The 17422-nt window shown below is 70.0% G+C and carries 20 protein-coding genes and 4 pseudogenes; 14 read left to right on the top strand and 10 right to left on the bottom strand.

The annotated features are described in order from the left end of the window. Window positions 1–203: 203 nt before the first annotated feature. Window positions 204–512 (top strand): HIT family protein, encoded by a 309-nt coding sequence (locus tag ACIRVF_RS24670; RefSeq protein WP_402821609.1) that lies wholly within the window; start codon window positions 204–206, stop codon window positions 510–512. 63 nt (window positions 513–575) lie between these two features. Here ACIRVF_RS24670 and ACIRVF_RS24665 read toward each other — a convergent pair. Beyond that, window positions 576–689: pseudogene (locus tag ACIRVF_RS24665) on the bottom strand (Imm7 family immunity protein); the annotation flags it as partial. A 26-nt stretch (window positions 690–715) separates the two neighbouring features. After that, complete coding sequence (locus ACIRVF_RS24660) at window positions 716–2218, bottom strand: hypothetical protein (RefSeq protein ID WP_402821607.1); 1503 nt, start codon at window positions 2216–2218, stop codon at window positions 716–718. Window positions 2219–2438: 220 nt separating this feature from the next. Here ACIRVF_RS24660 and ACIRVF_RS24655 point away from each other — a divergent pair, with 220 nt between their 5' ends. The 3 genes from ACIRVF_RS24655 (at window position 2439) to ACIRVF_RS24645 (ending at window position 4045) form a co-directional block, all read left to right on the top strand. Continuing rightward, entirely contained in the window at window positions 2439–2891 is a 453-nt protein-coding gene (locus tag ACIRVF_RS24655; RefSeq protein WP_402821604.1) for a DUF6210 family protein, read from the top strand. Window positions 2892–3109: 218 nt separating this feature from the next. After that, window positions 3110–3520, top strand: coding sequence for a DUF5959 family protein (locus tag ACIRVF_RS24650; RefSeq protein ID WP_402821601.1), 411 nt, complete (start codon window positions 3110–3112; stop codon window positions 3518–3520). Window positions 3521–3565: 45 nt separating this feature from the next. After that, window positions 3566–4045, top strand: coding sequence for a hypothetical protein (locus ACIRVF_RS24645; protein ID WP_402821599.1), 480 nt, complete (start codon window positions 3566–3568; stop codon window positions 4043–4045). Window positions 4046–4121: 76 nt separating this feature from the next. Here ACIRVF_RS24645 and ACIRVF_RS24640 read toward each other — a convergent pair whose 3' ends face one another. Together ACIRVF_RS24640 and ACIRVF_RS24635 are read right to left on the bottom strand one after the other, a co-directional pair. Continuing rightward, window positions 4122–4319 (bottom strand): hypothetical protein, encoded by a 198-nt coding sequence (locus ACIRVF_RS24640; protein ID WP_402821596.1) that lies wholly within the window; start codon window positions 4317–4319, stop codon window positions 4122–4124. Between the two features lie 40 nt (window positions 4320–4359). Next, window positions 4360–4512 (bottom strand): annotated as a pseudogene (locus ACIRVF_RS24635) (IS5/IS1182 family transposase); the annotation flags it as partial. 1067 nt (window positions 4513–5579) lie between these two features. Here ACIRVF_RS24635 and ACIRVF_RS24630 point away from each other — a divergent pair. From ACIRVF_RS24630 to ACIRVF_RS24615, 4 genes are all read left to right on the top strand, one after another. Continuing rightward, the gene (locus tag ACIRVF_RS24630; RefSeq protein ID WP_402821594.1) at window positions 5580–6167 is read left to right on the top strand and encodes a DUF6939 family protein; all 588 of its coding nucleotides are present in this window, start codon (window positions 5580–5582) and stop codon (window positions 6165–6167) included. A gap of 148 nt (window positions 6168–6315) precedes the next feature. Next, complete coding sequence (locus tag ACIRVF_RS24625) at window positions 6316–6693, top strand: bleomycin resistance protein (protein WP_402821591.1); 378 nt, start codon at window positions 6316–6318, stop codon at window positions 6691–6693. Window positions 6694–6850: 157 nt separating this feature from the next. Continuing rightward, window positions 6851–7873, top strand: coding sequence for a transposase family protein (locus ACIRVF_RS24620; RefSeq protein ID WP_402821589.1), 1023 nt, complete (start codon window positions 6851–6853; stop codon window positions 7871–7873). Between the two features lie 157 nt (window positions 7874–8030). After that, window positions 8031–8504 (top strand): transposase, encoded by a 474-nt coding sequence (locus tag ACIRVF_RS24615; RefSeq protein ID WP_402821586.1) that lies wholly within the window; start codon window positions 8031–8033, stop codon window positions 8502–8504. Window positions 8505–8514: 10 nt separating this feature from the next. On the opposite strand, the gene ACIRVF_RS24610 is transcribed toward ACIRVF_RS24615, so the two are convergent. Next, entirely contained in the window at window positions 8515–9339 is an 825-nt protein-coding gene (locus ACIRVF_RS24610) for a nucleoside-diphosphate kinase (protein WP_402821583.1), read from the bottom strand. A gap of 696 nt (window positions 9340–10035) precedes the next feature. On the opposite strand from ACIRVF_RS24610, the gene ACIRVF_RS24605 reads away from it, so the two are divergent. From ACIRVF_RS24605 to ACIRVF_RS24595, 3 genes are all read left to right on the top strand, one after another. Further along, window positions 10036–10815, top strand: coding sequence for an MFS transporter (locus tag ACIRVF_RS24605; RefSeq protein WP_402821580.1), 780 nt, complete (start codon window positions 10036–10038; stop codon window positions 10813–10815). Further along, on the top strand, window positions 10782–11327 hold the full coding sequence (locus tag ACIRVF_RS24600) for an MFS transporter (RefSeq protein ID WP_402821577.1): 546 nt from the start codon (window positions 10782–10784) through the stop codon (window positions 11325–11327). The genes ACIRVF_RS24605 and ACIRVF_RS24600 overlap by 34 nt, the downstream gene beginning before the upstream one ends. A gap of 141 nt (window positions 11328–11468) precedes the next feature. Beyond that, a complete protein-coding gene (locus ACIRVF_RS24595; RefSeq protein WP_402821574.1) occupies window positions 11469–12059 on the top strand; it encodes an adenylate kinase family protein in 591 nt (196 codons plus the stop codon). Between the two features lie 151 nt (window positions 12060–12210). Here ACIRVF_RS24595 and ACIRVF_RS24590 read toward each other — a convergent pair whose 3' ends face one another. Continuing rightward, the gene (locus tag ACIRVF_RS24590; RefSeq protein WP_402821571.1) at window positions 12211–12822 is read right to left on the bottom strand and encodes a hypothetical protein; all 612 of its coding nucleotides are present in this window, start codon (window positions 12820–12822) and stop codon (window positions 12211–12213) included. Window positions 12823–13253: 431 nt separating this feature from the next. Between ACIRVF_RS24590 and ACIRVF_RS24585 the strand changes: the two genes are divergently transcribed. Then, window positions 13254–13640 (top strand): hypothetical protein, encoded by a 387-nt coding sequence (locus ACIRVF_RS24585; protein ID WP_402821568.1) that lies wholly within the window; start codon window positions 13254–13256, stop codon window positions 13638–13640. A gap of 7 nt (window positions 13641–13647) precedes the next feature. Here ACIRVF_RS24585 and ACIRVF_RS24580 read toward each other — a convergent pair. After that, a pseudogene (locus ACIRVF_RS24580) lies at window positions 13648–13737 on the bottom strand (IS5/IS1182 family transposase); the annotation flags it as partial. An 86-nt stretch (window positions 13738–13823) separates the two neighbouring features. Between ACIRVF_RS24580 and ACIRVF_RS24575 the strand changes: the two are divergent. Then, window positions 13824–14117, top strand: a pseudogene (locus ACIRVF_RS24575) (helix-turn-helix domain-containing protein); the annotation flags it as partial. A 136-nt stretch (window positions 14118–14253) separates the two neighbouring features. Here ACIRVF_RS24575 and ACIRVF_RS24570 read toward each other — a convergent pair. Together ACIRVF_RS24570 and ACIRVF_RS24565 are read right to left on the bottom strand one after the other, a co-directional pair. Next, complete coding sequence (locus tag ACIRVF_RS24570; RefSeq protein ID WP_402821566.1) at window positions 14254–14883, bottom strand: helix-turn-helix domain-containing protein; 630 nt, start codon at window positions 14881–14883, stop codon at window positions 14254–14256. Between the two features lie 158 nt (window positions 14884–15041). Further along, window positions 15042–15458: a nuclear transport factor 2 family protein gene (locus tag ACIRVF_RS24565; RefSeq protein ID WP_402821564.1), complete on the bottom strand. Its 417-nt coding sequence runs from the start codon at window positions 15456–15458 to the stop codon at window positions 15042–15044. Between the two features lie 473 nt (window positions 15459–15931). Here ACIRVF_RS24565 and ACIRVF_RS24560 point away from each other — a divergent pair, with 473 nt between their 5' ends. Continuing rightward, window positions 15932–16231: a hypothetical protein gene (locus ACIRVF_RS24560; RefSeq protein ID WP_402821561.1), complete on the top strand. Its 300-nt coding sequence runs from the start codon at window positions 15932–15934 to the stop codon at window positions 16229–16231. Between the two features lie 57 nt (window positions 16232–16288). Here the strand turns inward: ACIRVF_RS24560 and ACIRVF_RS24555 are convergent, their stop codons facing one another. Further along, window positions 16289–17419, bottom strand: coding sequence for a helix-turn-helix domain-containing protein (locus ACIRVF_RS24555; protein WP_402821854.1), 1131 nt, complete (start codon window positions 17417–17419; stop codon window positions 16289–16291). Window positions 17420–17422: the final 3 nt, after the last annotated feature.

Below are 17422 nucleotides of genomic sequence, written 5' to 3'. Positions count from 1 at the left end.
CCGTCCGGTACCTCCGAGCCGTACGGCCGTCAGCCCCTCCGAACGCCCGGCAGTCGCGTTCCTCACCTGTGGCAGAGTCATTCGCATGTCGTGTCCCTTCTGCCGGATCATCCGCGAGGACACCGCCCACGGGGTGGCCCGCGGGCCGTCCGCCTGCGCGTTCGCCCCCCCTCGACCCGCTCGCTCCAGGGCACACCCTGGTGGTGCCGACGGCTCACCACGCCGACGTCTTCGACACCCCCACCGACGTGCTGGCCGAGACCGTCGACCTGGTTCAGTGCGTGGCAGGCGCCATGCGCTCCGCGTTGCGCGCAACCGGCGTGAACATCCTCAACGCGAGCGGTCCGGCATCGGAGCAGTCGGTGCGTCACCTGCACTTCCACGTCGTTCCGCGGTGGCCGGACGACGGCATCTCCACCTGGCCGACCGGGCGGTCGCACCACCGGATCGCCGACGACCCGGCGACACGGCTCGCGGCCGCGCTGACGGCTGAGAAGTACCACGGCAGTTGAGCCGGCGCCCCCATCCCCCTTCTCCGCAGGGGGTGGGAGCGCGTCGGCGTGTCCGCTGCCCGGTCAGCCGTGGAAGGGATCCTCAAGGACGGGGACGCAGGGCGACAGCATCGGCTCCGCGTGCTCACTGACCTCGCCCCGGACCATCCGGAGGACGTAGACCTCGTTCTCGTGAGCCGGGTCCGACCTGGTGCGGCTTCTCCCTACGTGGCAGCGGCTGCCAGCCCGCCACGGTCGAGCAGCTCGTGGAGCCGTGCGACGGGCAGCGACGGGTTGGCCGAGGCGCCCTCGGCCAACTCCGGGTCCTCCAGGAGGGACGACACCAGTTCCAGCGGGAGCAGCGGATTGGCGGCCGCCGCCCGGCGGACCCCGGGGCCGGGGTCGGACAGCAGCCGCACCGGCGGCTCGGCGAGGCCGCGGTCGGCGGCGGCCAGGGCGCGGACCTCCGGGTCGGCGTGGTCGAGGAGGTGCGCCAGCCCGGTGCGCGGAAGCCGGGCCAGCGTCAGCAGGTACGGGCGGTGGCGTGGTAGCGCGATGAAGGCGTCCAGGACGAGCGCCGGCGGCGCCAGCGGATGGTTGAGCGCCAGCACGTGCCGTACCTCCGGATCGGGGTCGGCGGACAGACGCCGCACCCACTCCCCCGGCAGCCACGCGCACGTCGCGGCGACCCGGCGCAGCCGGGGCTCCTCGGACGCCGCGCACGCCTCGTACCAACTCGTCTCCGGCTCCAGGAACATCTCGCCGACCTGGCCGACGCACTCGGCCGTGTGCCCGAGTGCCCGGTCGAGCGCGGCACGCTGAGGCCAGGTGCGCGGGAGCGGTTGCAGCCGGGCCCGGGTCCGTACGGCCTCGTCCGGATCCTCGGCGAGCACCGCCAGCAACGTCTGATCCAGGTCGGCCCGGGCGGCCACCCGCTCACGAACCTCCGGATCGGAGTCGCGCGCGAGTCGGGCGACGATGTCGGCGGGCGTGTGCTGGTTGGAGGCGAGTGCCCACAGGTTGCGCCCCTGAGCAAGGCACCGCTCGGCCACCGACCGGGAGACGGCGTAGTTGACGAGCAGCACGGCCCGGTGGTGGCAATCGGGTTCCGGCAGGTCCGCTTCCATCGCCGCCGGATCCAGGATCCGGCGGTGCTCGCGCGCCGCCTCCGACACCGCCGGGTCCGGGTCGGCCAGAAGCGCCTCGCGCTGTGCGGGGGTGAGCCACAGCCACAGGCTCGTGGCCTGGGCCCGCAGCTCCGGGTTCGGGTGCCGGAGCATCCCGCGGCGGAACGACTGCGGGATCTGCCCGGACGACGCCAGCTCCTGCTTGATCTCGTCGGCGGTGAGCCGCTGCTCCGACCAGTCGTCGTTGCGGGCCGTCAGCAACGTCTCCAGGACGTCGTCGGGGAGAGGCTCGGCCACCTCCAGACGCGGACGAGGGCCGGCGGCCAGGCCCGCGCGGACGAGCGAATCCGGGTCGCCGACCAGCCGCCCGCGCTGGGCGGGAGCGGCGTACCGGTTGCGGGTGAAGGCACGGCGAACCGCCCTCTCGGGGTGGACGAGCACCGCTTCGACGACCTCTTCGGGCAGCGCCCTCTCCCCGCAGAGGACCGGCCAGGCCGCACGCGCCTGCGGGGAGAGAAGGCGCAGCAGGACCTCGGACGGAGCGGCCGGATTGGCGGCGACGCCGCGCAGCCAGAGATCGGGGAAAGGCGAGGAGGACATCGGGACATCGTCGCAGTGATCAAGAAGCGGCCACGAGTCGGGGCGTCGGTCCGCCGGATTTTCCGCGGAAAATTCCGGAGCCCGGTGGGGGCCGCTGGCTGCCGCGGGCTCCACCGGGCTCCCACCGGGCTCCGACCGAAATCCAGTGGTCCCGCGGACTTCGTTCGGGGTTCGATGACCCTGTTGCCGATCACCCCGACCCACAGCGGAGACCGACCTGATGACGGACCAGCCCCCTGGCGCGACGACGGCGAAGCGCCACGTCTACCTCGATCCGGACGGATGCGGCGGCGGCTGGATGTTCGTCATCGTGGCGGCTCCCACCGGCGTCGTCTACCGGAACCAGTGCGGCGGCTACGCCTGCGCCCAGTACGAGCAGGAGGGCTACCTCGTCCCGCTCTACGGAACGGATCTGGACGAGGACATGAAGGAGATCTTCGTAGGGGAGCTCAAGGGGTGGGGCATGCGTGGCGAGGAGTGGTCGGCCAAAGTGCTCGACCGGCTGCGGGCCGCCGTCGGCTCCCTGGGGATGTACGGCTCCGGCCGCAGCGACGATCTCTGCCCGCCCTCGCTGATCTTCGACGAGTCCCGGCTCTCGGAAGCGGCCGAGGCCTGGATCCCGGTCATCACGCCTGACGGTCCCGGCGTACTGGTCTGGGAGAACTCGGACTAGCCAGCTAACCAAGGAGCTGTCCGGCCGATCACTGGTCGGTGCGCACGGTCCACGGCGGTTGTCCGCGCGATCCCATAGCCTGCGCCCATGACCACCGAGGAGTACGGATCCGGGACCACCGGTCCGGCCCTGCGGCGCGGGGCGTGCGGTACAACTGACCACTCCCCCACGGCCTCGGCGGGCCCGTCCGTGTAGAGCCTTCGATTTTCCGCGGAAAATTGGGCGGTGGTCCTGGCTGTCTGTGCCGGTTCCTACGATCGCCTGGTGGCGGAGAAGGGGATCAGCCGGGCTGGCGAAGGGCTGCCGGGGAGGGAGCGCGCCGGGCGAGGTGGGGGAGTGGCGCGAGGCAACTGATCAGCCTTGTGGATGGCGACAACAGCTTCCGGGTGCGCGTCTTGGGGCGCAGGTCGCCAGGCGTGCTGCATCTCCATGACCTGCTCGACGCGGAGGCCCTCGTCGCAAGTAGCTTCGTCAGCGGTGGCTGGCCACGGCCCTGTCGCCGTCCGATCTGGAGAGCTTGGCTCGTGCGCTGGACCGCCTTGCTACAGGTCAGGTCATCTGTTGGAAGGACGACGACCACACGGGCGGCGCCGGGGCCGGCCGAGATCTCATCGGGCGACGTCCGGTGAGGGGCGTCAGGACCCGTTGTCCCAGGTAGCGGCTACGGTTCGCCCATGAGTGTTCCCGATGTCATCCCGATCCGACATGAGCCTGATTACCGCACGAGCACCATCGGGCAGTGGCAGGGCGGCCAGTTCTTCGCATCGGTCACTGCGGCCTTCCCCGAGGGCTGGAGCGGCGACGACTGGCAGTCCCAGAAGCGTTGGTGCGCTGTGCTCCATCGGTTCGACGAGGCCGGCAACCATCTGGACTCGCGCATCCAGTTCACCGGCACCACAGCGGACGGCGAAGAGGCGGCGATCACCGCCGCCCGCCAGCTGCTGGTCGGGTGGCTGGAAGCTCTTCCGGAGCGGAACCACCAGGACATCGCGATCGCACCCTTCGTCGTCCGGTTCGAGGGGGCCCTGTTCGGCCTGGTCCTGGAGCAAGACGAGGACGAGGAAGACGAGGAGGAGGACGATGGCGTGTGGGCCGAGCTCTACCCCGACGGGCTAGGTTTCCACGCTCCTTGGAACGGCTGCTACGACACCTGAGGCCGAGGAGCGAGAAGCCGCGGGCCGCTCCGGACTACTGCTCGGCGTCGGGCCAGCCGGCGGGCCATTACGCCGATCACCGCCCGCGGATCAACGTCTCCGCGTCGGCCGGGCTGGTCTCATGGTCCCGTGCGAAGCGGCGGTGGGCGCTGAGCCACGAGAAGGTCCGCTCGATCGCCCACCGCTTGGGCTGGATTTGAAAGCCACGCCGGTCTGGATCTTTGCGCACGATGTCCAGCTCGCGGCCGAGAATCGAAGCAGTCCAGTCGACCACACGGCCGACGAACCCTGAATGTTCGCTGCGACGACGTGTATGGCAGGGAGCAGGCCAAGGGTGTCGCTGACGATGAACCGCTTGCGCCGCCCCTCCACCTTCTTGCCCGCATGGTTGCAGCCGGGACGGTGCCGGCCGAGCGACCGGACCGGGAGTCGATCAGCCCCGCGGTCGGTTCGGCCTCGCGGCCGTCGGCCCCTTAGAGCCTCCGAATTTTCCGCGGAAAATTGGGCGATGGTCTCAACTGTCCGAGCCGGTTCCCACGATCGCCCGGTGACGGAGAAGGAGAACAATCGCGGCTGCCGAAGGGTTGCCGGGGAGAGAGCGCGCCGGGCGACGTGGGGGAGCGGTGTGAGCAGATCGCAGAGGCGTAGTCACCAAGCCGCCCGAGGTGACGACCGCCATCGACGACGACCGGGCCACTCGGAGATCCGGGACTGGAACCTGGGAGACGTCGACGGGTACGACCCACGGCCGCTGTCCCCCGAGGAGTTCTCGGGGATTGGCTGATGGATTCACGAGACCCTTGCCCGGGACGGGCCGGAGACACTCGTCGACGGGACCACCCAGCTTTTCGGTGACCCCGAATGCCCACACTCCGCCGGCGTGCTCAACGTCGCGGGCGAGTACACGTCTGCCATCCGTCGGGGCTCGTAGCGGTTGCCGGTTCCGACGTGGGCGTCAGCGGTGACCGTTCCTTTGGCCGGCCGATTTTCCGCGGAAAATTTCTGACCAGGACCGGCTGCATCCCTCGGGGTCGTCCGTCGGCAGGCACGGATTTTCCGCGGAAAATTTCGCGGCTCCGCGACGACCGGTGGACGGCTCGGCAGCGGAGGTGAGTTCGGCCGCTGGCGGCCGGATCCTCGTGCGTGCGCAGCCGCCGTCCCCGCCGGGCACACGAGCTCTCCAACGCACGAGTTCAGGACCTGACCCCCGCAGGCGCGGGGGAGGAGGCGCGCTGGTGCTGGCACCAGCCGGTACCGGCCGGCATCAGCCGCTCGGTCGGCCGGGGCCGCGCTGCGGCGGGCGTGGTCCGGCGATCGGTACGGCGGTGGCCCGTGCGATCGTCGTCTTCTCCGGGGGAGAAGTGCCCTGGAACTGGAGACGGGGCCGGGCCGAGGAGGTGGATCTGGTTGCGGAGCTCCGCCTCGGCCCAGTCCAGGTCGGTGCGCAGGTCGAATCGGACCCGGGCCTTGCCGGATTGTCAGTGGCATAGGGGATGCTCGGTGGTGGTCGTTGCCATCAACTCAGGGGGCTTCAGTGTCGATCCGCATTGCCAGCCGCCGCCGCGCGATGGCCTCGCTGGCCGAGGCCTTCCCCGGTGCCGAGATCATCGACGTGACGTCCAAGGCAGCGGAGCCCTGGGTGCGGTTCAGCCCGTTCTATCCGCACGGCGGTATCCCGGTCCCGTTCTCCGAGGGAGTGACCAGCCAGTCCGTGGAGGGCATCTGGCAGGCCCTCAAGGTTTTCCGGGATTCCGACGTCGACCCCGCGAAGCTCGGAGTCACCACGATGAAGGGCCTGAAGCGGACGGTCCGCCGGTACGGTCCCGTCCGAGGCCACCGAACCGGTCTGGAGGGCGACCGGCTGCTGTCCTACGAAATCGCTCGGCGCCGGATCTACCTGCCGGCCTACCGGTGGGTCCTTGAGCACCGGGTCGCCGACCTGGTCGAGCAGCTCAGGACCAAGGACGATGTCGTGCTCCTGGACTACACCACCAACGGGAACGTCACCGATCCCACCAGCCCGCTGTCCCACGCCGCGCTCATCCAACTTCACATAGAAGGGCGCTGGCCCACCAAAGACCACCGCGAGGCTCCGGGCAGCCTCAGGCGTCGGACCTCATGACCGCTCCGAGGTCGAGACAACAGAGCTCCACCGATTTTCCGCGGAAAATTTCCCGACCCGGGTTCGTGCGCCGGATCCGCCGCCTGGGCACCAGAAGGTTGCGGCCGGATCCCCTACGGCCCGCACGACACTCCCTTGAGGCGGCGCCATGGATGAGTACGCAGTCCCGATCCTCCCGAGCCGGGACCTGGACGAGACACAGGAGTTCTACGGCCGCCTCGGCTTCGAGCCCCGCGGGCGCTGGGACGGGCCGGACGGCTACCTGATCGTCGTCCGCGGCACCGTGGAACTCCACTTCCGTCACGACCCCGCGGTGGACCCCCTGGCCACCGCCGGCAGCTGCTACCTCCAGGTGCGGGACGCGGACGCACTGCACCGCGACTGGGCCCGGATGGGCATCCCCACGGACCCTGCTACCGGTAGCCGCCTGACACCGGTGGTCGACACCGCCTACCGAATGCGGGAGTTCGCACTGGTCGACCGCAGCGGCAACCTCCTGCGGATCGGCAGCCCGCAGCGCTCGTAGGCAGGGGCCCGACAGGTCATTCGTGGCTCCGATTTTCGGGTCTGGCCCAGGTTGTGTGACCGGTGATGCTGGGTGACGGATTCTGGGTGTTGGCGGGGCCTGGAGATCGTCCGGAACTGACCGGTCGAGCCACCCTGGCGGCTGACAGTCGGCGGCTGTGTCGCAATCGTGGTCGTGGTTCGGTGAGTTGCTGTTCCCGTCGCTGCCCCAGGTGGAGGTCGTCGGTGTCGAAGCGTCCGGTTCGGTGGTACGGATCGCTGCCCGCGCGGCGGCTCCGGATGCGTCCTGCCCCGACTGCGGGGCGTGGTCGGAGCGGGTTCACGGCTCCTACCTGCGCTATCCGTCGGATCTGCCCAGCTGCGGGCGGCCCGTGACGGTCGTCCTGCGGGTGCGCCGCTTCGCCTGCCATGCCCTGGTGTGCCGGCGGCGAACGTTCGTCGAACAGGTCGACGGGCTGACACGTCGCCACGGGCAGGTCACCGAGCGGCAGCGTTCGTCGGTCGCCGGACTGGGTCTGGCGCCGGCCGGACGGGCCGGTGCGCGGATGGCCGAGCTGCTGGGCATCCGGGCGAGCCGGAGCACGCTGCTGCGGCGGGTGACGGAGCTGCCTGATCCGGCCGTCGGGGCCCCAGTGGCGGTCGGCGTCGACGACTTCGCACTGCGCAAGGGCCACACCTACGGGGACAGTGATCACGAACGCGATCACCCACGAGGTCCTGGACCTGCTGCCCGAGCGCGACGCGGCCACGCTCGCCCTGTGGCTCGCCGGACACCCGCAGATCGAGGTGATCGCCCGGGAGCGCCAGCGCCTACGCGGAGGCGGCCGACCGCGCGGCGCCGCAGGCCCGGCAAGTGGCAGACCGCTATCACCTGTGGGCGAACCGGTCCATGCGGTGAAGCGCGTCGTCACCGACCACCGCGCCTGCCTGCGCGGTCCCGAATCCGAGCCGGAGCCCGGACCCCAGTGGGAGACCCCGTTGCCCGCCGAGGCCGGAAACGCCGCTGGGGCCCGGCCGGTGGACCCGGCCGGGCGTCTCGCCGAACGGCGGCGCGCCAACCACGCCCACGCCCACGAGCTCCTGGCCGGGGGCATGAGCCAACGCGCCGTCGCGAAGCACCTGGGCTGGAGCCGCAACACTGTGCGCCGTTTACGCGGAGGCCGAGCAGTGGCAGGACCTGATGAAGGGTCCGCAGGCCCCGCGCGCCGTCAGGCTCGACCCCTACAAGCCCTACATGCAGCGGCGCTGGGAGGAGACGGGCGGCAGGATCAGCGGCATGGCGCTGCTCGGCGAGATCACCGCCCGGGGCTACCGCGGCGGATACACCCAGCTCGCCACATGGAAGCAACGCGAACTGCTCCCGGACGGCCCGCCGCCACCGGGCCCGCCCACGGTCCCGAGGTCGCCGACTGGCTCACCCGCCACCCCGAGGGCCTCACCGCCGACGATGCCGTCCGGCGCAAGACCCTCCTGGTCCACTGCCCCGGACTGGAGGCCATCGCCCACCTGGTCACCACGTTCGCCGGGATGCTCATCCTCCTCGACGGGGACCGTCTGCCCCAGTGGATCGCGGAGGCCAAAGCGGCCGGCCTGCCCGGGATCAGCACCTTCGCGAACGGCCTGAACAGCGACTACGCCGCCGTCCACGCCGGACTGACCACGCAGTGGAACTCCGGCCACGTCGAGGGCGCCGTGAACAGGATCAAGACGCTGAAACGCCAGATGTTCGGCCGCGCAGGCTTCCAGCTCCTTTGCAAGCGCGTCTCTTGGCGTGAAGGAGCCTCGCTGCACCGCGAATGGCAGGCCCAGTAACGATCACGGCTCACGGAGTGTCGGCGCACAGCGTCAAGTGACGCAGCGTCGTGTACGCGAGATATCCGTGCCATGTGTCCACCATCGGAACCTGGCGGGCGAAGTGCACGTAAGACGTTCTTCCGTCCAGCACCCCCGTCAGCACTTCGCCATTCTCGCCTCCGGCTCGCTGTGCGGCACGGGTGCAGGCCATCAGGGCGGCGCCGACCGCCGGGTGGGACGGGCCGTGGGATTCGGCAGGCCAGTTGGTGGGCCGTACCACCTCCGGTCCCAGCCAGGCGGCCAGAATGTCCGCCACAACGCTCCACAGCTTGAACGGGCGCAGTAGATGCGGGGTCTGGGATATTCCATCCGGTCTGGCACCGTTCAGTCCCAGGAGTTCAACGAGAGGGCGATCGAAGAGGGCCCGGGCGTCCCGGTCGAGGTAATCGGTGCCGCTGGTCACGTGGACCAGGTTGAAGACCGGATTCAGGGCCCCGAAATCGCCGCGCAAAGTGCCCGGTCGCGCCCGGTGGGGAAGGACATCCCCTGTGATCCCCGCGAGCTCGGCTGCAGCCGACCCTTTGTCCGAGGACCGGCTCCCCTCCCGCTCCAGGAGCAGGGCGTGCGCTGGCCCCAAGCCGTAAAACACCTCGCTCAGCTGCCGATCGATCCGGCCTCCAACCTGGGTGTCCGCGTCGAGGATGAGCTGGTGCTCCGGGCTCAGGATCAGCTCCCGGAACCCGCGCAGCTTGTAGCCCCGGTCGCGTGTCCAGAGGGAGATGAGCCGAGTGAGGTGCTGGGCCACTCCGTCTGGCTTGACTACGAGAACGGCGAAGCGATCCGGTTCGAGCAAGGAGGACTCCTGTGCGAGCACGATCTCACGGGGCGCTCCGACTGTACCTGGAGCCCAGGCCAAACCATTTCGCTACTCTGCATGGCCATTTCACGGAAGTTGAGCCAGACCCCGATTTTCCGCGGAAAATTCCAGCCCCCGGAGTCGGGTAGCTCCGGCCCCGGGGGAGTAGCTGAACTCCCTCACCGTCTCAGGGCATCTGGTCCGACAGAACCGCCTGGCTCCCGGCCTGGCGACGGTCGGACCATTCTTGACCACTCGTGCTCGAACCAGCGATCCTGCCAAGGCCACCGGTCGAGCCGATGCGGATGCCGATGCGGATGCGGGTTCTGCCCGGTGCCGATGTTCGATGCCCGAGCTGTGGCGAGTGCCCTCGGCATCGGACGTGAGGCACCGGCTTTCCGAGGGCGCGAGGAGACGGGCTTCGAGAACGGCAACGGCTGGACCGGGGGACAGGCCCTCCGTTCTCTCGAATCAAGGAATCGGAGGACTTCGCGCGCATCGCGCTTCGAGCCCTGAACACAAATGACGTCAGTAAACCTGCAGTAGACCAGGCCCGGGGCGATGGCCCGCTCACGGGAGTCAGCGACGCGCGGTCAGGAGTCTCGGGGCGACTTCGCGCTGCCGCCCGACCATAAGGTCCGCCGCGACCCGCGACCCGCGACCCACCGACCCAGAGGCGAGGAACGCACGGAAATGACGAACGTCGAATCCGGTCTCGAACCGGCCGTCACTGCCGCACGGCCGATCAGCGTATGGCGGCAGCGCAACTTCCAGGCCATGTGGTCCGTGTACACGGTCAGTCAGTTCGGCACCCAGATCACGTTCTTCGTCATCCCCGTGCTCGCCCTGACGACCCTCTCCGCGTCGACCGGCCAGCTCGGTCTCATCGCTGCGATGGAGACCTTGCCGTTTCTCCTGGTCGGCTTACAGGCGGGCGCACTGCTCGACCGCTGGGACCGTAAGCGCGTGATGATCACGGCCGACATCGGCCGGGCCGTGGCCATCGCCGTCCTGCCCGTCGGCCACCTCGCCGGGCTGCTGAACGTGCCCCTGCTCTGCGCGGTCGGGTTCGTCGTCGGACTGTTCACGGTCTTCTTCGACATCGCGGATCAGGCGTTCCTGCCGAGCGTCGTCGCTCGGGAACAGACCCCGGAGGGCAACAGCAGGCTGGAATTCTCCCGCTCGACGGCGGAACTGGCCGGCCCCAGCCTCGGCGGCCTCCTGCTGCAACTGGTCACGGCACCCCTGATCGCCGTGGTCGACTCCGTGAGCTACCTGGTGTCCGCACTGCTGCTCAACCTCATCCGGACACCCCGGGCGCAGGCAGCTCAGCCACGAACGGGCACCAGGATGCGCACCCAGATCGCTGAGGGGCTGCGGTTCGTCTTCGCCACCGGACCCTGCGGTCTCTGGCCCTGGCGACGGGCATCAGCAACCTCGTGGGGCTGGGCGGCGCGCTGGGGGCCGTACTGACCGCGTACGCCCTGCGGGATCTCAAGCTCTCCCCGGGAGAACTCGGGCTCGCCCTGACCGTTGGCAACTGTGGCGCGCTGCTCGGCGCCACGGTCAGCAGCCGCCTCATCAGGACCGCCGGGCTCGGCCCGGTCCTGATCGCGGCCAAGTCCATGTCGGGGACCGCCGTGATCATCCTGGCGACGGCGGACCCGGCCCGCGCCGTACCCACCCTGATCGCCACCACCGGGATCATGGCGTGCGGCATCACCGTCTACAACATCGGCCAGGTGAGCCTGCGGCAGGCCATCACACCGACCGGAATGCAGGCCCGGATGAACGCCTCCGTCCGCTTCGCCATCTGGGGGACCCTCCCGATCGGCGCCCTGGCCGGCGGCTACCTCGGCTCGGCCCTCGGCACCCGCCCCACTCTGTGGCTGATCGCCGCAATCGGACTCCTCTCCTGCCTGCCACTGGTACTGACCAAGGACGTCCGAACGCTGCGGGAGTTTCCGGCGCAGGCTGCCGAGTGACAGGAACCGGGCGCCGTCACCCGCGCCGGCCGAGGCGACCACGGTGAGGCACTGCCCGTACGAGGGGAAACCCCCGGACCCGGACGGGTCCTTCGACGAGTTCCGTGACCAACTGAACCAATTTCCGAGGAGTGGTGGGAAGTGCGCGTTGTCCTCCTGCAGCCACCGGCGTGGAGAGCGGGACCCCCGGCCGGCACACTCGCCGAGGCCCTGGCGGTGCCGCGCATCGTCTTCGGCGATCTCATCCGCGCCCACCTCGCCCAGGGCACCGAGCTGGGAATCCGATGCGCGGAGGCCATCCGCTCCGGCGGGCCGTTTCCGGACCTGCTCGCCACCGCCGTCGCCCGCGACCACCTGCGCCGTGCGGCTCCGGCCGCCTTCCTCCTCGTCGGCCACCCGCTCAACACCGCCCAGGCCCTCGCACTGGACGAGGTGCTCCTCGAACTCGGCACTCCGCTCGACGCCGCGTTGTTCCTGCGCCTTTCCGCGGGGGAGACGGAGTGCCGCATTCGCCGCCAGGCAGCCTGCAGCCCCTGGGGCGGCGGCCCGGTCCTGTACCGACGCGAGGACGATTCGGAGGAACGAGTCCGGGGGCGGCTCAGGGCGTACGAGGCGATGGTGCAACCCGTCATCCGGCACTACGCCGCTCAAGGCCTCCTCGCCACGGTCGACGCGGCCGGCACGCACGACGACATAGCCGGGCGCGCCCTGGGTGCGCTCGGACGTGACTGACCCGGCTTGGGCGCGCCTACCGGCGCGCCAATCCGCCGCCGTCCGCCGCCGTCCCGGAAGAGGGTCGTGCCGCCTTCGACCCGGTGTGGGATCGTACGGCGATCCGGTCGAAGGACGGTTCAGGCCCGCCTGCCGATGCCGTGACAGCAGGTCAGGTGGACCAGAAGGGGTCGTCGTACTGGGGGACGTCGTCGGGGTTGCCGTTGGGCATGGTCGGAACCGGGGTGGGGGTTCCGAAGGCGCCGCGGACCACGGGGACGGGGGCGACGTGCGCCGCGATGTCGATGGTCCCGGAGGAGTGGACGGTGATGCCGACGCCCGCGCCGTCCGGAGCGGTGGCGACGCTGGTGGGCGGGGTGGAGGTGGTCCGGGTGACGGTGTACCCCTTGGCTCTCCAACCGCGTTCGACCATGTCCAGCAGGGTGTCGTACTTGGCCGGCGCGATCCTGGTCGTGATGTGGCGTCGGCGGTTGGCCTCCGCGTAGCCGAGGGAGTGCTCGTCGAGACCCTTGGCGAACTGCTCGACCGCGTCGGGGTTGTCGTCCCAGTACCGCAGGGCCGGCCGGACGTCGGCCAGCGACTCGTCGAGCAGCACGTCCATCCGCCGGAGGGCCTGCTCGGGCGGTACGAGCTGCTCGGTTGCCCGGGCGTCGGACGTTCCTGTGCCGGACGTGCCAGTGCCGGATGAGCAGGCGGTCAGGGACAGCGCCAGGGCGGCGACCGCGATGCCCAGTCCGCGAATGCCCGCCGGCGAACTGCTCATCGGCTCTCCTGCTTCATCATGTTGTCGTACCCGCCCGCCATGATCTGGCCGATGTTGTTGATCGACTCCGCTCCGCCCACAAGCCGGAAAAGCTAGCAGACCTCGACAGGGTGATCGATCCCCGGTGGTGTGCCGAACAGCCCCGACGGATGCCTCCCAAGCCCCGGTCACCCCGACAGTCCACTGCGCCCATGCGACCACCCGTGCGCCGAAGGGCGGATCAACGACGGCTACCTCGCGACCGACAGCCCCGAGGGCCTCGCCGACGGATCCCTCCTCGCCCCGCACGAGCAGCAGGAGGCCGTCACCGACTTCCAGCGGGCCTACTTCCGGCTCCCGCCACCGTTCGGGACCGCCGAACCCGGGGACGGCCCGACCGGCATCGGTCTGCCGGGAGCCCGGCACGGTCTCTTGGATCCTTCCGTGAGATCGTGGTGCTCGTGATCGAGACCTGGGTGATCAGTGACGACATCCCTGCCCCTGTGTCGTCCGAGGTGGTGCGGGAAACTCTCCGCTTGAGGATCGGCAGCGGGCGGTTCGAGACCTGGCTGATCAGTTCGTCCGGCCGGTCGCTGGCCTTCGTGACGAACACCGAGCGCGCGATGGTGATGCTGCTCGAAGAGGAGGGCGATCCTGGCGAACATGCTGTGGAACCCGGATCCGACGGGTCGAGCGATGGGTTCGTCCTGTCCAACGGACAGCATGACGAGTACCCGGACCAGGACACCGTGCCCATTGGTGAAGCATTCAGACTGGTGGAGCACATCGTCGGCACGGGCTCGTGGCCGGCGGACGCGCATTGGGTGGTCGATCGTTGACAGCGGTCTGACGTCGGGCCCGGATGAATCGCTCGACCGTGTTGCGCTGCTTGTACGTCTCGACGTCGAAGGCGGGCGGACGGCCGCCAGCACGGCCTGGTGCCGCGTCAGGCAACGTTCGCCCCGTCGTGAGGTGTCGCCTGCTTGCTGTGCGGGGCGGCATCGGATCGTCAGAAGGAGTACATGGCTGAACGCGTGCAGGTCCGTGGGCTCGACGACGACGAGGGCCGACGGCTGCTGCGGATCGTCCGCCGGGGTACCGGGTCGGTGGTGACCTGGCGGCGGGCTCAGATGGTGCTGCTGTCCGCCCAGCGCATGCCGGTGGCGAAGATCGCCGAGGTGACGTTCACCAGTGCGGACCGAGTCCGGGATGTGATCCACGGCTTCAATGCCGACGGCTTCGAGGCGCTCCACCCGAAATACCGGGGCGGACGGCCGAGGACGTTCACGCTGCCCGAGCGCCGGGAGATCAGGAAGAAACGGCAGGCCGTGCTCGGCCGGCCTATCCGGCCGAACAAGCACGCCGCCGACGAGCGCCTACGCGAAGTCGTCACCAGGGCGAACGTCGCTTGACACAGCGCCAAGGCCGCATGGTGACGCCGCCACCTGTCAGCTACTGCGTGCTGTTGTCGTCGAGTCCGGCGATGACTCTGACGTCCGCTTCGGACATGTCCAGGATCCCGGCGATCAGGCGGACCTGCAGCAGATTCGGGTTGTGCCCGCGGCGGAGCATCTGGATGGTGGACATCGACAGTCCGGCGGCCCTGGCCATGTCCCTGACCGGAATCCCGCGCAGGTCCATCAACCCGGTGAGCATCCGTCCGAACGGATGCGGCTCCGACCGCCCGGCAGGGGAAGCGGCCGGGCCGATGACAATGTCACCGATCTTGGCCTGGAAACGGATCAGCCTGGCGCCCGTGAACCCGACCTTCGCCACGAACGGCAGGCTCTCGCCGTTGCCGGAAACGACCGTTCCCGGGATCGACACCTCGGTGAACCTCACGGCGGGATCACAAAGGTGATCCCCAGTCTCTACGGGAAGTCCCGGCTGGACACGGTCGACCTTCCAGTCGCGGTTCCACCACGGAAGATCCTGCAGCACCTCGTTGAAGAAGGGCGGCAGGACGGTCATGTCCACCGGATCCGGAGGATGCTTCTGACCTGCCCATATGACACCGGGCCAGTACCTCAGTGCCGCGATCACGTCCGCCGTCAGCGCTCGGTCGGCAGTCTCCACGGCCATACCCTCCCCCAGTCGACAAAGCAGTGTCCCATGACGAGGCAAACGTTGTCCGATGCGCTAGCTGTGCATCTGCCGCAGACGGTTTCCGGCCTGGTCCTGCGTGGGCCGCTCTCCAACTGCGGCCCACGCCGCCCGGGAGGGCTGCGGCCGTCGTCCGGTCAGCCGGGCTTCGTCATCCCGCCCAGGGGAGTCCGGCGGGCCGAGACCCTGCGATGGCTGATCCGCCAGCCGTCGGCGGTGCGTACGACGATGTCGTCGTAGGTGACGGAACCGCAGGAGCCGTCCGCCTTGATGCCCAGCCCCTTGGAGCGGACCTGCACCCGGCCGTCCGCCGCTGCGGTGACGACGACGTTGGTGACGTGGTGCGCGACGGGGTTGGCCGCTCCGAGTGCCCACGCCGCTTCCCGGACGGCTGCGACCCCGGACAGCGGCTCCTGGCCGAAGTCGGTGAGGTCGTAGACCACATCGGCGGTGAACAGCTCGTCCAAGCGGTCGAGACTCCCGTCGTCGACGAGGTGACCGTGCAACGAGACCAGCTCGATGACGGCCAGGCGATCTTCAAGAGCGAGCGACACACGCGTCCTCTCCGGCCCGGCGTGGAAGGCGCAGAGCCGAGCATCGATCCGACGTCAGCACGGCACCACAGGCTTGGGGGCGCGGCCGTGCACCTCGCGATCGTCCCTCATCGGCGGTCCGCGTGCCACCGACTTCTCCGCCCGCCGCCCCGCCATCGTCAGTCGTCGCATGCGCTCAGGGAGTCAAGCCGTGACCGCGAGAGCGGTCCGGGCCGGGCGGTGAGGGCAACGCTCCTGTCGTAGTGGACGCGCTTGGTGGGGGCGGTGTGCTGGAAGCAGCCGAGCAGGCGGTTGAGGAGGTTGCGCCGGGCGGAGGCGTGGGGTGGCCGTCGGCGCGTCGGCGGGCGCGGCCTACAGTCGAGCGGTGACCGAGAGTGGAGTGCGGGCCTCCGTACCCGTGCCGAACCGTTCTGGCGATCGCCGTGGCAGGTCGGTTTCCGGTCGCCTGGACCCCGGCCGAGTTGATCCGGGCCATGAAGGACGTCAGTCTTCTGACCCCTGACTTCAGCCCCAACCCGAGTACCACCTCCTTCCTGCTCCTGGAGAACGACCCGGTGATCACGGCCGAGTTCGAAGTGTCGTCGGGCAATTGGATCATCCACTACATCGAGCGCGGCGAGGACCGGTCCGAACGCGTCGCCGACGATGCGGCGTTCCTCGACCTGCTCCGGGATCTGTCCTGCGCCCGCGCCGTTGGCCATCCCGGGGATTGGACCACAGCGGTGCAGCCCGGCGCGGCCGCCGCCCGGACATGGTGGGACGCCGCCCGGTAGGTACGAGGTGCGACTCGGTCCGCTGGCTCCGGTCCGCCTCAGGTGGGGCAGGGCTTCTCAGCCGCCCTCCCGCTTGATCCACTCGCTGTTGTCCAGCGGGTAGTCGTAGCCGGGGCGGTTGACGTTGGCGCTGGTGCGGAACGGGGTGCCCTTGTTGTCGATCGCGACGGTGCCCTGGCGGTCGCCGCTGGACCAGTCCAGCGTGAGGACCCACTGGACGTCGTGGGCCTTGGTGCGGGCGGTGACGTAGAAGACCTCGGGGTCGGACTCGCTGACCTTGTACGGGAAGTCGCGCTGGCCGTTCTTGACGGTGATGACGGGACTGCCCCGGTCGAGGTCGATGTCGAAGGACTCAGTCGCGACCCCGCCGCCGCAGCCGATGCCCATCGAGTAGTCGTTCCAGGGGAGCGGCGCGCCCTTGGCCGTCACCCGTACGTGCAGTGCCTGGAGGACGACGGTGTCGGATCCGGTGCCCTGCACGGTGAGGGCGACCTCCTGCTCGCCGGAGGAGACCGCGCCGTGGGCGGCGGCCCAGCGCGGGGCGTCGCGCTCGGCGGCGGGCGGCCCGACCTGGGCGGGCGCGCCGTTGACGAGGAAGTGCTGGCTGCACGGGTCGTTGTAGACGTACGGGCGGGTGGCGACGGTGAGCGGCGCGGGCGCGTCGGCGGACGGGGTCGCGGTGGTCCACGGTGCCGCCGTCGCGGCCGTGGCACCGGACGTACCGTTCCTGCCACCCCAGATCATGGGACGCGCCACCACGACGACGGCGCCCAGCAGGGCGACGGCCGCGGCGCAGGCGATCAGCGTGCTGCTGCTCCGCCGCCGCGGCGGCGCGGGCTCCGCCGCCACTTCGACGACCGGCGCCCCGCCCTCCTCACCCGCAGGGGGTCCAACCGGGATGGCCGGGACGACCGGAGGCTCCGCGGCCGGCTCGGCCGGCACCGCCCGCTCGGCACCACGCTCGGCCCGCCGCGCCCGGGCCGCATTCGCCAGGATCCAGCTCCGGTACAACTCCGCGAGTTCCTTCGGCGTCGCCCGGCAGGCCCGCGCGAAACGCTCCGCCGCCGCGTACTCGTGCGGCAGCGCCGTGCCGTTGCAGTAGCGGTGCAGCGTCGACGAGCTCGTGTGCAGCCGCTTGGCCAGCGTTCCGTAGCTCAGGCCCGAGCGGGTCTTGAGTTCCCGCAGCAGCCG

The organism is Kitasatospora sp. NPDC101157 (assembly GCF_044768255.1).
GTDB lineage: Bacteria > Actinomycetota > Actinomycetes > Streptomycetales > Streptomycetaceae > Kitasatospora.
Note: the sequence above shows the minus strand (reverse complement) of the source record. Positions and strands in the feature narration are given on the sequence as shown.

What these genes read in the sequence shown, in the direction of transcription:
- ACIRVF_RS24660 (WP_402821607.1), bottom strand. Translation starts at nt 2,218, where the DNA reads ATGTCCTCCTCGCCTTTCCCCGATCTCTGGCTGCGCGGCGTCGCCGCC.
- ACIRVF_RS24655 (WP_402821604.1), top strand. Translation starts at nt 2,439, where the DNA reads ATGACGGACCAGCCCCCTGGCGCGACGACGGCGAAGCGCCACGTCTAC.
- ACIRVF_RS24645 (WP_402821599.1), top strand. Translation starts at nt 3,566, where the DNA reads ATGAGTGTTCCCGATGTCATCCCGATCCGACATGAGCCTGATTACCGC.
- ACIRVF_RS24625 (WP_402821591.1), top strand. Translation starts at nt 6,316, where the DNA reads ATGGATGAGTACGCAGTCCCGATCCTCCCGAGCCGGGACCTGGACGAG.
- ACIRVF_RS24615 (WP_402821586.1), top strand. Translation starts at nt 8,031, where the DNA reads ATGGAAGCAACGCGAACTGCTCCCGGACGGCCCGCCGCCACCGGGCCC.
- ACIRVF_RS24605 (WP_402821580.1), top strand. Translation starts at nt 10,036, where the DNA reads ATGACGAACGTCGAATCCGGTCTCGAACCGGCCGTCACTGCCGCACGG.
- ACIRVF_RS24590 (WP_402821571.1), bottom strand. Translation starts at nt 12,822, where the DNA reads ATGAGCAGTTCGCCGGCGGGCATTCGCGGACTGGGCATCGCGGTCGCC.
- ACIRVF_RS24570 (WP_402821566.1), bottom strand. Translation starts at nt 14,883, where the DNA reads ATGGCCGTGGAGACTGCCGACCGAGCGCTGACGGCGGACGTGATCGCG.
- ACIRVF_RS24560 (WP_402821561.1), top strand. Translation starts at nt 15,932, where the DNA reads ATGAAGGACGTCAGTCTTCTGACCCCTGACTTCAGCCCCAACCCGAGT.